The organism is Enterococcus sp. 2STP (genome assembly GCF_032465635.1).
In the GTDB taxonomy this organism is placed as follows: Bacteria; Bacillota; Bacilli; order Lactobacillales; family Enterococcaceae; genus Enterococcus_B; species Enterococcus_B lactis.
This window is the reverse complement of the sequence record NZ_JAWDJH010000026.1, coordinates 34,423-46,451: the sequence shown is the minus strand read 5'-3', so window position 1 is coordinate 46,451 and position 12,029 is coordinate 34,423. Positions and strand designations below refer to the sequence as shown.

The window sequence follows — 12,029 nt, the reverse complement described above, 5'->3', positions numbered from 1 at the left end:
GGAATATCATGGTGGTAGTTTAATTGATTATAATTCAAATAATTTTTTATCAAAAGTTGTTTATACAGAAAAACAACTAATAAATGAATGTGTAAAGTTAGCAAAAGTTAATTTTGTTTTGGATGAGAAATATGAAAAAAATGCCAAAAAATATATAACTTATTTTGATGACAAAAATTGTTATAGATTATATAAAGAAATACTTTCTTTGTTGAATAAAGAATAAAATCTAAGTTTGCAACTAGCAATTTTTAATTTGTTATATAAAAAATTAAAAAAGTACCTTATTTAATATTCATGAATTTCCAAGCTTTTTTATCAAGTAGAATGAAAAGAGTATGCTGATTGTTAAAATAGCTTACTTTGTTTCTCAAAAATATTAAAAATATGTATATAGAAAATTATTTTTTATCTTTCTATCAGAACAACCCAAATCTGGAACAGAATGCGTAAGCTTCTGTTCCAGATTTTTTATTATCCCATTTGTTTATTTATTTTGTAGTATTTTTAGACATACTAAAGTACACGATAACTTTTATCTAAATTGGAAATTGAGACTAATAAATTATAGTACCGAAACACATAAAGCATTTTTAACTGTTTTTTTAGCAATGGTTATCAACCGCAAATCAAATCCCCTCAATTCTCCCCCATACGCAATACATAGGCATCGAGCAGAATTCTCGCGATAATCTGGAGAGGCAAGCGTGAACGTACTTCATAATCAGGGAAATACGAACCTTCTGATTTGAAACCTATGAGATTTATCTCGCAATAATCTTTGAGTGTAGAAGAATGATTGGCTGTAACTAAAATCGAACCAATCTCTGCATCATAGCAATTCTTTGCGGCGGTGACGAGTTCTTTTGTCTCGCCGTTCAAAGAAACAAAAATAACGCTGTCTTTCTTAGTTAGTTTCCGACTGATGCTTTTGATAAGCTCTGGATCAGTATGCATTTGACAATTTTTTCCTGTTAATTGAAGTTTTACCAGCATTTCTTGACCAATCATTTCTGAAAATCCTCGTGCAAAGACAAAAACCCGGTTAGCAAATTTGATTCTTTGTATTGCATCTTCAATGTTCCCGATTTCCAACATATTGATCGTACGTACCACTTCTTGTTCATTTTTTAGAATGGCTCGACGGATACCTTTGTCTACTTTATCTAAGAAAGAAAAATTGATGTTCTTGTTTTCTCCTTCTTTTAGATGGTGCTTAAACGAAGTAAATCCTTCATAGCCTTTCTTCTTCATTGTTCGCACAATGGTGGCTGTTGAGACATTTGCTTGTTCACTTAGTTTCACGATGGAGTAGTTAGGGATCTCTAGGATGTGGTGTTCGATAAAGTTCCAGAGGTACTGTTCTGTTTCACTTAATTTGTGATCCATATTCTTTCCTTCTTTCACTAAAAGTTAGTTAAAAAATAGCACGATGTGTTTATAAATGTAAAGGTTTTCTTTGTGTTGGAACGATTAAGAAAACATTTTCTCTTTCGCGTATTTCATAATAGAGTCAAGGAGGTCATTGGTTATGTCTATCTACACATGCACGATGAATTTGGCAATTGATCTATTTATTGAAACAGAGGAGATGCATCCTTTTATGGTAAACCGTACAAAGGAGGATGACATTCAGGCAAACGGAAAAGGGGTAAATGTGTCACTAGTATTAAAGATGCTAGATTTCCCAAGTACGGCATTAGGTTTTTCTGCTGGTTTCACAGGAAAATATATAGAAGACTATTTACAGAAGAAACAAATCCAAACAGAGTTTATTGAAGTGCCTGGTATGACGCGTATCAATGTATTTACACAAGTCAATCAAACGAGAGAAGAATACAAATTAGTGAATCAAGGACCTGAAATACCGCAGGCAGCTGTCCATAATTTTTTAAATCAAATAAGAGCATTACAAGCAGAGGATTATCTTTGTGTTTCTGGGAGTTTACCAAGAGGAATGTCTCCGAAGGTTTTAGTGGAAATCAGTCGGATTTGTCAGGAAAAGGAGATTCATTTGATTATTGATAGTAGTGATCAAGAGGTCATGGATTGTTTGCCCTATCGACCATTTTTGCTGAAACCGAATGAGGAAGAACTTTCTTCTTGGTTCGGACGAAAAATGGTTACAGATGAAGATTACTTTGTTTATGGACAACGACTGGTAGAGTCAGGTGCAGAAAATGTTTTGTTATCCCTTGGTGAGAAAGGAGCGATTCTTTTTACGAAAGACAGGGTGATTCGAGGAAACTCGCCAAAAGGAAAAGTCGTCAATACAGCATGTGCAGGTGATGCCATGTTAGGCACTTTTTTAGCAGGATACATGAATCGACGACCGCTTGATGAAACGTTACGTAAAAGCATAGCAGCAGGCAGCTCTACTGCTTTTCGTAAAGGACTGACTGATTTTTTGGATGTGGAGGAATTAAGTAAACAAATCAAAATCAAGGAAGAGAGGTTCGAAAGATGGGAAAATATCAACTAATTGCAGCAACTGGTTGTCCGACAGGAATTGCACACACCTACATGGCGCAAGAGGCATTAGAACAAGCAGCTAGGAAAAAAGGCATCACGATCAAAGTGGAGACCCATGGACAAATTGGGATCGAGAATGAATTAACGGCTGAAGAAATCAAACAGGCAGATGCTGTTATTATTGCTGCAGACAAAGATGTCCATTCAGAAAGATTTGCGGGAAAACGAGTCATTGATGTTTCTGTCAGTACAGGAATCAAAGATGCACAACGGCTGATTGACGAGGCATTGGCAGGAAAAGGGACCATCTTAGCAGATAATGAAGCTGTTGATACTTTAGAATCAGAAACGATAAGTGGTGCTAATTTGGGTCGCAGCATCTATAAAAATTTGATGAATGGTGTCTCTCATATGTTGCCTTTCGTGGTAGCTGGCGGAGTATTGATTGCTATTTCATTTGCCGTTTGGGGAATCTATTCTTTTGATCCAGACCATGCACAATACAATGCTACAGCGGCGATGTTAAAAACGGTTGGCGATGCAGCAATGGGGATGATGGTTCCAGTTTTAGCAGCTTATATTGCAGAAGGAATCGCGAAACGTCCAGGGTTAGTCGTTGGATTTGTTGGTGGAATCGTGGCCATGAATGGCGGTACTGGATTTTTAGGAGGTATTTTAGCTGGCTTCTTAGCAGGTTATTTTGTCTTATTTTTGCAAAAGCTACTGACAATTTTACCTAAACAACTAGATGGCTTGAAGGCAATCTTCTTATATCCAGTTATTGGTGTAGCGTTTATTGGCATCGTAATGTCTTTGTTGGCGGGTCCAATGAAGGCTATAAATGAAGGAATGATGAGCTTTTTAGCTGGATTTGAACATTCGAATCCACTTGTTCTTGGCGTGATTGTTGGTTGCATGTGTGCGTTTGATATGGGAGGACCGATTAATAAGGCGGCATATGTAACAGGTACAGCTCTTTTGGCACAAGGAAACACCACTTTTATGGCTGGCGTGTCAGCAGCTTGCATTGCACCACCGTTGATTACTGGTTTTGCAACTTTATTGTTTGGTAAATATTTTGATACCAATGATCGTAATGCAGGTTTGGTTAATTTTATTTTAGGATCAACTCATATTACGGAGGGAGCTATTCCGTTTGCTGCGAAAGACCCGATCCGAGTATTACCAACGATGATGTTAGGCTCATCAATTGCTGCTGTCTTGACCTATCTGTTTGGTGTCCAAGTACCAGCCCCACATGGCGGTTTTTTAGTGTTACCTGTAGTGACGGGAAAAATCCAATGGGTTACAGCGATTCTTATTGGTTCGATCGTTGGTGGAGTGATACTAGGTTTGATCCAAAAGAAAAGAGTAACTGATAAAGACAAGAAGATGGATAATAAAACAGCAAATCGTACAGTTATCGAAGAAGGAAGAGCAGGAGGCTTATCATGACAATCATTCATGAAGAGAACATTTTTTTACAACAGCCATTAGATAGTCAAGAAGAAGCATTTAAGTTTTTAGCAAAGCAAACATTCTGTTTAGGAATCGCTCATGACGAAAAAGAAGTATATCAAAAACTTCTAGAAAGAGAAAAAGAAGGTACTACAGGAATAATGTCAGGTTTTGCTATCCCTCATGCGAAGTCTCAAACAATCAACGAACCTAGTTTGATTATCATCACACTGAACAAAGGAATTGAATGGAACAGTTTAGATAGACAGTCAGTTGATTTTATTTTTGCGTTATTTATCCCAGATTCAGAAGCAGGAACGACTCATTTGAAATTATTATCTCTCGTTGCACGATCATTGATGCGAAAAGAGGTTACAGAACAGTTGAGAGCAGCAAAATCAAAAACAGAAATAGCCGCAATATTAACTAAAGAAATAGGTGAAGATATATGAAGAAAATGAGTATAGAAAAACAGGAACGTTTGAAGCGATTGACGGATGAAGCTGGAATTATTAGCGCGTTAGCTATCGACCAGCGTGGTGCTTTGAAGAAAATGATCAACCAATATAAAGAAGCTACATCAGAAGATATCATCCAATTTAAACAGATGGTTTCTCAGTACCTGACTCCGTATGCTTCCGCTATTTTACTCGATCCAGAATATGGTCTGCCTGCAGCAGCGCTTCGAGAGAAAGAATGTGGCTTGTTGCTAGCTTATGAAAAAACTGGCTATGATGCGAAAATGCCAGGCCGACTACCAGATTTACTGAATAGTTGGTCAGTGAAAAGGTTAAAAGAAGTGGGTGCGGATGCTTGTAAATTTTTATTGTACTATGACGTTGATGAATCAGTAGAGATTAATGTGCAAAAACAAATAGTTATAGAACGGATTGGTTCAGAATGCGAAGCAGAAGGTATACCTTTCTTTTTAGAGATCCTTTCTTATGATGCAACTATTAGCGATCCGTCTTCTCTTGCCTATGCAAAAGTAAAACCGCATAAAGTTATTGAAGCCATGCGAGAATTTTCAAAAGAACGTTATCAAGTGGATGTATTGAAAGTAGAAGTGCCAGTGAATATGAGATTTGTGGAAGGATATGGGCAAGAGACTTGTTATAGTCAAGCAGAGGCATCCACGTATTTCTATGAACAATCGAAAGTGACTGAACAACCGTTTATTTTTTTAAGTGCGGGAGTCAGCGCTGCACTATTTCAAGATACATTGCGTTTTGCAAAACAATCAGGTTCGACATTCAATGGTGTCTTATGTGGACGAGCAACATGGGCGAAGGGAGTAGCACCTTTTGTTACCGAAGGCGAAGAAAAAGCGAGTAGTTGGATGTTAGAAGAAGGAAAACAAAATATTAAAGAATTAAGTACACTATTAGAAGAAACAGCGACATCTATTTATGTTAAGAAGTAAGAAAAAGGATTGTCTGAGTGACAGATTCGAAAAAATAATTAGTTATTTAAAAAAATGTTTGTCAAATTTTATAGAAAAAAAGTATAAAACTGCAAAAGTTATCTAAAACTATTAATAACGTTTGTCATTAATAAGCTATTTTAGGTTGTTGTAAATGATATTGGAAGTAATAAAACGATAGTTGTAGGAATATCATAGGGATTAATGTGGATTACGCTGCTCGATAAGTTAGTCCATTTTGACGGATCGCTTATATGGTTCGTCTTTTTTTCTGTTCTTTTATTGGTAACTGGTATTTTTAAGGTATCTTTGTCTATTCAAACTATAAAACTTTAAATCGTTGTTATAATAGCCTTTTTGGTCTAAAAAACCTTTGACAAATGATTAATAATTCACTATTCTTGTGTTGTGGTTATAACCAGTAAAGAAGAGGTAATTTTTATGGAGAGCTCAAATAAAGGAAAATCATTGTATTATCAACTAGTTGATTTATTGAAGGATCGTATCGAAACACAGATGACTCCGCATGATAAGCTGTTATCTGAAAGAGAACTTTGTCAACACTATGGGGTGAGTCGTACCACCGTACGTCTGGCTTTACAGGAATTAGAAAATCAAGGTTATATTTACCGAAGACATGGAAAAGGTACCTATGTCTCTGATTTGTCTGATAAGTCATCGAACTTAGCTGGAGCATATAGCTTTACAGAAGAAATGCGCGAAATAGGGCGCGTCCCTAAGACGGTCATTTTAGAATTTAGACAAATGGAAGCTAATAAGAGAATTGCTAAGAATTTGAACATCCATTTAGGTGAAACTGTATTTAAACTTAAAAGATTGCGTTTGGCAGATGAAGAGCCATTGATGGTTGAGCGTTCTTATCTACCGGCGAAACTATTTATGGGACTTGATTTGCCGTTACTTGAAAGTAAACCGTTGTATGATGTGTTTTCACAGGATTATGAACAACAAGTTCAATTAGCTGATGAAGAGTTTTATGCAAGTATCGTGCAAAAAAAAGATGCTGTTGTGCTACGAATCGCTGATGGCGCTCCCGTCTTACATCTGACGAGGATAACCTATAACGTGAAAAATGAGATTATCGAATATACAGATAGTGTAGCAAGAGCGGACCAGTTTCATTATAAAATTCGGCATATCCGAAAATGATTGAGAGGGAGAACAACATGTTTGAGCTATCGAAGAACAAATTAAAACAAATAGGTGCAGCAATCACGACACAAGAAATAAAACAACAACCAGATCTCTGGAAAGAAACAATCGATAGATTGATGCAAAGCCAAGAAAATTTAGCTCTATTTTTTGATCAAATAAAAAAAGAAGCAAACGGAAGAAGAATACGTGTTATTTTTACGGGTGCAGGAACGTCTCAATATATTGGGGATACGCTCTTACCCTATCTAAATGAACATGGAGACAATCATTTTTTTATCTTCCACAGTTTTGGCACGACAGATATCGTAGCTTCACCAAAAGAATTTTTGTTTCCAAATGAACCGACTTTATTAGTTTCATTTGCTCGCAGTGGCAACAGTCCAGAAAGTGTAGCGGCTGTGCAAATTGCAAATGAACAAGTTGAAACATTGTTTCATTTGACGATTACTTGTGCTGAAGAGGGGATGTTGGCAAAAAACGCACAGGATGATAAACAGAATTATCTGTTATTGATGCCAGAGAGAGCAAACGATGCAGGTTTTGCTATGACAGGAAGTTTTACGTGTATGTTATTGAGTGCTTTATGGATCTTTGATCAAACAGCAATGGAGAAAAAAGAAAGATATCTTGAACAATTAGTTAAAATCGGTCAAGATCTTCTTTCAAGAGATCAAGAAATTCAAAAGTTATTACCTGATTTTTTTGAACGGATCGCTTATCTGGGTTCAGGAAGTTTGGCAGGTGCGACAAGAGAAGCACAATTAAAAATTTTAGAATTAACAGCAGGTAAAGTTGCTACAATTTTTGATTCTTCGATGGGGTTCCGTCATGGACCAAAGTCTTTTTTAAATAGCGAGACACTCGTTGTAGGTTTTGTGAGCAATCAACCATATACGCGAAATTATGACTTAGATATTTTAGAGGAAATAAAAGAAGATCGGGTCACTGCCAATGTCATTGCGATTGCGCAACCGGGTACTATTGATTTCTCAGGTATGACTGTGCTATTGGAAGACTCGGTGAGTAAATTGCCCGATGCCTATCTTGCATTAGCGATGATTATGACTGCACAAATCATTGCACTCTATACTTCAATCAAAGTAGCTAATAAACCAGATACCCCATCTCCAACAGGCACGGTCAATCGAGTAGTCAAGGGCGTCATCATTCATAAATATGAAAACGAAGGGGAAATGACAGATGAATGAAGAAAAAAATAGGGCAATGGAGAGACTATCAACAAAAGATGGAATTATTAGTGCATTAGCGATCGATCAGCGTGGTGCTCTAAAAAAAATGATCAAATCGTTGGGAAAAGAGCCAAGTGAAGACCAAATCAGTGAATTCAAAGAACTAATATCAGCTGAGCTGACACCCTATGCTTCTGCTATTTTATTGGATCCGGAATATGGATTGCCAGCAGCAAAAGTCAGAGCAAAAGAGACGGGGTTATTATTAGCTTATGAGAAAACCGGCTATGACGCAACTACGCCTGGTCGTCTACCTGATCTATTAGCGGATTGGTCTTCTCTCAGATTGAAAGAACAGCAAGCGGATGCAGTAAAATTCTTACTTTACTACGATGTTGATGAAGCACCCGAAATCAATCATTTGAAGCATGTGTTCATCGAACGTTTAGGTAGTGAGTGTGAAGGAGAAAATCGTCCCTTCTATTTGGAATTAGTTTCTTATGACGCACAAATAAGCGATAGTTCTTCTCCAGAGTATGCGAAAGTCAAGCCCCACAAAGTTATTGAGATGATGAAAGAATTTTCTGATCCAAAATATAAAGTTGATGTATTGAAAGTAGAAGTACCTGTCAATATGAATTATGTGAAGGGCTATTCCACAGGTGAATTTATTCACAGCAAAGAAGAGGCTGCCGCCTTCTTTAAGGAGCAAAGTGAAGCGACTCCATTACCTTTCATTTTTTTGAGCGGGGGTGTTTCAACAGAATTATTTCAACAAACACTGATTTTTGCTCATGAATCGGGTTCCACATTCAATGGTGTATTGTGTGGACGTGCGACATGGAAAGATGGGGTCAAAGCATATGTCGAAAATGGCAAAGACGGAGCTATTCATTGGTTAAGAACAAATGGGAGAGAAAACATCGAGACTTTAAATAAAGTAATAAATGAAACCGCTACCCCTTGGTTCAATAAAACAAAAAGCAAAAAGGTGAAGATGAAATGATTACGACAGTTACCTTGAATCCTTCCATCGATATCGCGTATACAATTGAAGAATTAAACCTCGACAAAGTCAATCGAGTTGAAACAGTCAATAAAACAGCGGGAGGAAAAGGAGTGAATGTGGCGAGGGTTCTAAATTTATTAGGAGAAGAGGTGATAGCTACTGGTTTAATAGGTGGCCAGCACGGTGAATATCTAAAGAACCAGCTAGATCAGTTAGGGATCATGCATCAGTTTGTTCCAATTAAAGGAGAGACAAGGGATTCTATTGCTATCCTGCATGGTTCGAGACAAACAGAGCTTTTGGAACGAGGCCCTTTCATAACAAAGAAAGAACAACAGGCATTTACCGAGCATTTCGAGCAGCTCCTCGAAATATCAGATATTATGACGATCTCAGGTAGTTTACCCCAAGGATGCCCTCTTGATTACTATAAGCAATTGGTTGCTTTAGCTGATAAAAAAGGGAAAGACATATTACTAGATACTTCTGGTAAATTTTTGCTTGAAGTATTGGAAGGTAAGGAGAAGCCACTACTTATCAAGCCCAATCTGGAAGAATTAGGAGAACTGATTGGCCAACGTATCTGTTCTTCGATTCAATTAGAAAAAATTCAGTCCTTATTAGCTCATCCAATATTTGAAGGAGTGCCATGGGTTGTTGTTTCTTTAGGAGAGAGAGGTGCTGTGGCAAAAGTTGCTCAGTGTTTTTACGAAGTCATTATTCCTAAAATATCAGTTGTTAATCCTGTTGGTTCAGGCGACGCGACCCTTGCAGGATTGGCCAATGCGTTATCAAAAAGGCAATCAATCGAAGAGATTCTCGCATTTTCTATGGCTTGCGGCATGGCAAACGCGCAACAAGAGAAAACTGGCTGGATCGACCCTATGAAAGTTACGATGTTGATGAAACACATTCAAGTTAAGAAAATCAAATGAACTTAAATATAAAAGAAAGCGTTTTCTTTAGCTGAGAGAGAATTTATTCTTGGCTTAAAAATGAAATATAAGAAAGAAAAATGGAAACGTTATCTTTAGAACAGAAGGGATATTTGATGATGTCACAGATTTAATTAAACAACCAATAGAAAAAATAGATGAGGAGAATGCATGATGGCAATTATTGGTGTAAGAATTGATGGACGTTTGATACATGGACAAGTAGCAAATCTTTGGACAACGAAGCTGAATATTAGTCGAATCATGGTCGTGGATGATGAGGTAGCCACAAACACAATTGAAAAAAGTGGATTGAAGTTAGCGACTCCAGCAGGGGTAAAATTAAGCATTTTGCCAATCGAAAAAGCAGCAGCAAATATTTTAGCTGGCAAATATGACTCTCAACGAGTATTGATCGTAGCAAAAAAGCCAGATCGAATTTTATCTTTAGTAGAAAAAGGAGTTCCTATCAAAGAAGTAAATGTGGGGAATATGTCACAAACGAATGAAACACGGTCCATTACAAAATCAATCAATGTGGTAGATGCAGATATCGAAGTATTTAAAAAATTAGATCAGCTTGGTATACATTTAATTGCTCAAATGGTACCAAACGATAAAGCAGAAGACTTTATGAATCTTTTAATCAAATAGGAGGAATGATCCATGGATATTCAATGGTGGCAGATCTTATTATTAACATTATATGCAGGTTATCAAATTTTAGATGAATTACAGATCTATTCTTCAATGAGTGCGCCAGTGTTTGCAGGGTTATATGCAGGTTTAGTAATGGGTGATTTAAACGCAGGTTTGATTATTGGTGGCAGCATGCAGTTGACAGTTTTAGGAGTGGGGACGTTTGGAGGTGCATCAAAAATAGATGCCAACTCTGGGACGATTTTAGCAACTGCCTTCTCGATTTCTCTTGGAATGAATCCAGAACAAGCGATTGCTGCTATTGCAGTGCCTGTAGCAAGCTTAATGATCCAATTGGATATTTTAGCTAGATTCGCTAACACATACTTTGCCCATCGTATTGACCGTCACGTAGAAGACATGAATTATCAAGCAATCGAACGCAATTTCTTAATGGGAGCTTTACCTTGGTCGCTCTCTCGTATGATACCTGTATTTTTAGCTTTAGCATTTGGTGGTGGATTAGTTGAAAATGTTGTTTCTGTTTTAAACGGGAATCTAAAATGGCTAGGCGATGGACTTTCAGTAGCAGGAGCTGTTTTACCAGCTGTTGGGTTTGCCATTCTTCTGCGCTATTTACCAGTAAAAAAACATCTATCTTATCTTATTTTAGGATTTACGATCACGGCATTATTAGCAACGTTATTCTCTAATGTTCAATTATTAGGAACAAGTGTGGCAAGCGTTGTTAAAGATCTTCCGGCAACTTTCAATTCGCTGCCGATGCTTGCTGTAGCATTGATTGGTCTAGCACTAGCAATGATCAGTTATAAGAATGATCAAAACAAAGACCATCAACCATTAGCTAGTGAGCCATCACATTCTGTTGAGGGGGAAATCGAAGATGACGAAATCTAATTACAAATTAACAAAAGAAGATTTTAAGCAAATCAATCGAAGAAGTTTGTTCACTTTTCAATTAGGTTGGAACTATGAGAGAATGCAGGGTTCTGGCTATTTATATACTATCTTGCCACAACTAAGAAAAATATATGGAGACAATACACCAGAATTAAAAGAGATGATGAAAACACATACGCAATTTTTTAATACTTCTAATTTTTTTAATACAATCATTACTGGGATTGATCTTGCAATGGAAGAAAAAGAGGGAATTGCTTCAAAGGAAACCGTATCGGGGCTGAAAGCTGGATTGATGGGTTCCTTTGCAGCGATTGGAGATTCCGTATTTGCTGCTTTGATTCCAACGATTTTTGGGGCTTTGGCGGCGAATATGGCAACTGATGGAAATCCGATAGGTGTGTTTATATGGATTTTTGCTCAGATCGTTGTCATGGTTTTTCGTTGGAAGCAACTTGAATTTGCATACAAAGAAGGAATTTCCTTAGTTACTACTATGCAATCTCGCTTAACTGCATTAACGGACGCAGCCACTTTATTAGGGGTATTCATGGTAGGGGCATTAGTTGCGACAATGATCAATGTTAAATTTTCATGGGCACCAACGATTGGCGATGTGACATTGAATATGCAAAACTATATCGATATGATCTTACCTAAAATTTTACCTGCTGGGATCGTCGGTGGTGTTTATTGGTTATTAGGAAAGAAAAACATGACTCCTACTCGAGCGATTTTTATCGTATTAATTGTGTGTGTTGCTTTATCTGCATTGGGTGTGATTTCGAAATAAGGGAGAGCGAAAA

13 protein-coding genes are annotated in these 12,029 nt (G+C 37.2%); 12 read left to right on the top strand and 1 reads right to left on the bottom strand.

All coding sequences use genetic code 11. The features are described 5' to 3' along the window. A partial coding sequence (locus RWU19_RS12300) for a hypothetical protein (RefSeq protein ID WP_316032197.1) occupies positions 1 to 226 on the top strand: 226 nt, incomplete at its 5' end. Positions 227 to 639: 413 nt separating this feature from the next. Here RWU19_RS12300 and RWU19_RS12295 read toward each other — a convergent pair. Continuing rightward, positions 640 to 1,389: a MurR/RpiR family transcriptional regulator gene (locus RWU19_RS12295; RefSeq protein WP_123837690.1), complete on the bottom strand. Its 750-nt coding sequence runs from the start codon at positions 1,387 to 1,389 to the stop codon at positions 640 to 642. A 142-nt stretch (positions 1,390 to 1,531) separates the two neighbouring features. Between RWU19_RS12295 and pfkB the strand changes: the two genes are divergently transcribed. From pfkB to RWU19_RS12240, 11 genes are all read left to right on the top strand, one after another. Continuing rightward, positions 1,532 to 2,482 carry a 1-phosphofructokinase gene (gene pfkB, locus RWU19_RS12290; RefSeq protein WP_123837691.1) on the top strand — a complete coding sequence of 317 codons (951 nt, stop codon included), beginning with the start codon at positions 1,532 to 1,534 and terminating at the stop codon, positions 2,480 to 2,482. Next, positions 2,464 to 3,927, top strand: coding sequence for a PTS fructose transporter subunit IIC (locus RWU19_RS12285; RefSeq protein ID WP_123837692.1), 1,464 nt, complete (start codon positions 2,464 to 2,466; stop codon positions 3,925 to 3,927). Before pfkB ends, RWU19_RS12285 begins: the two co-directional genes overlap by 19 nt. Beyond that, positions 3,924 to 4,382 carry a fructose PTS transporter subunit IIA gene (locus RWU19_RS12280; protein WP_010732187.1) on the top strand — a complete coding sequence of 153 codons (459 nt, stop codon included), beginning with the start codon at positions 3,924 to 3,926 and terminating at the stop codon, positions 4,380 to 4,382. The genes RWU19_RS12285 and RWU19_RS12280 overlap by 4 nt, the downstream gene beginning before the upstream one ends. Beyond that, complete coding sequence (lacD, locus tag RWU19_RS12275) at positions 4,379 to 5,353, top strand: tagatose-bisphosphate aldolase (RefSeq protein WP_123837693.1); 975 nt, start codon at positions 4,379 to 4,381, stop codon at positions 5,351 to 5,353. Before RWU19_RS12280 ends, lacD (RWU19_RS12275) begins: the two co-directional genes overlap by 4 nt. A 441-nt stretch (positions 5,354 to 5,794) precedes the next feature. Next, positions 5,795 to 6,523: a GntR family transcriptional regulator gene (locus RWU19_RS12270; protein ID WP_002311311.1), complete on the top strand. Its 729-nt coding sequence runs from the start codon at positions 5,795 to 5,797 to the stop codon at positions 6,521 to 6,523. A 17-nt stretch (positions 6,524 to 6,540) separates the two neighbouring features. Continuing rightward, on the top strand, positions 6,541 to 7,737 hold the full coding sequence (locus tag RWU19_RS12265; protein WP_123837694.1) for an SIS domain-containing protein: 1,197 nt from the start codon (positions 6,541 to 6,543) through the stop codon (positions 7,735 to 7,737). After that, positions 7,730 to 8,725 carry a tagatose-bisphosphate aldolase gene (lacD, locus tag RWU19_RS12260; protein WP_123837695.1) on the top strand — a complete coding sequence of 332 codons (996 nt, stop codon included), beginning with the start codon at positions 7,730 to 7,732 and terminating at the stop codon, positions 8,723 to 8,725. The genes RWU19_RS12265 and lacD (RWU19_RS12260) overlap by 8 nt, the downstream gene beginning before the upstream one ends. Beyond that, positions 8,722 to 9,663: a hexose kinase gene (locus RWU19_RS12255; RefSeq protein WP_123837696.1), complete on the top strand. Its 942-nt coding sequence runs from the start codon at positions 8,722 to 8,724 to the stop codon at positions 9,661 to 9,663. The genes lacD (RWU19_RS12260) and RWU19_RS12255 overlap by 4 nt, the downstream gene beginning before the upstream one ends. 174 nt (positions 9,664 to 9,837) lie before the next feature. After that, positions 9,838 to 10,317 carry a PTS system mannose/fructose/N-acetylgalactosamine-transporter subunit IIB gene (locus tag RWU19_RS12250; protein WP_123837697.1) on the top strand — a complete coding sequence of 160 codons (480 nt, stop codon included), beginning with the start codon at positions 9,838 to 9,840 and terminating at the stop codon, positions 10,315 to 10,317. Between the two features lie 12 nt (positions 10,318 to 10,329). Then, positions 10,330 to 11,220, top strand: a complete 891-nt coding sequence (locus RWU19_RS12245; RefSeq protein ID WP_002311317.1) for a PTS mannose/fructose/sorbose/N-acetylgalactosamine transporter subunit IIC — start codon at positions 10,330 to 10,332, stop codon at positions 11,218 to 11,220. After that, entirely contained in the window at positions 11,207 to 12,016 is an 810-nt protein-coding gene (locus RWU19_RS12240; RefSeq protein WP_002311319.1) for a PTS system mannose/fructose/sorbose family transporter subunit IID, read from the top strand. The genes RWU19_RS12245 and RWU19_RS12240 overlap by 14 nt, the downstream gene beginning before the upstream one ends. Positions 12,017 to 12,029 lie beyond the last annotated feature (13 nt).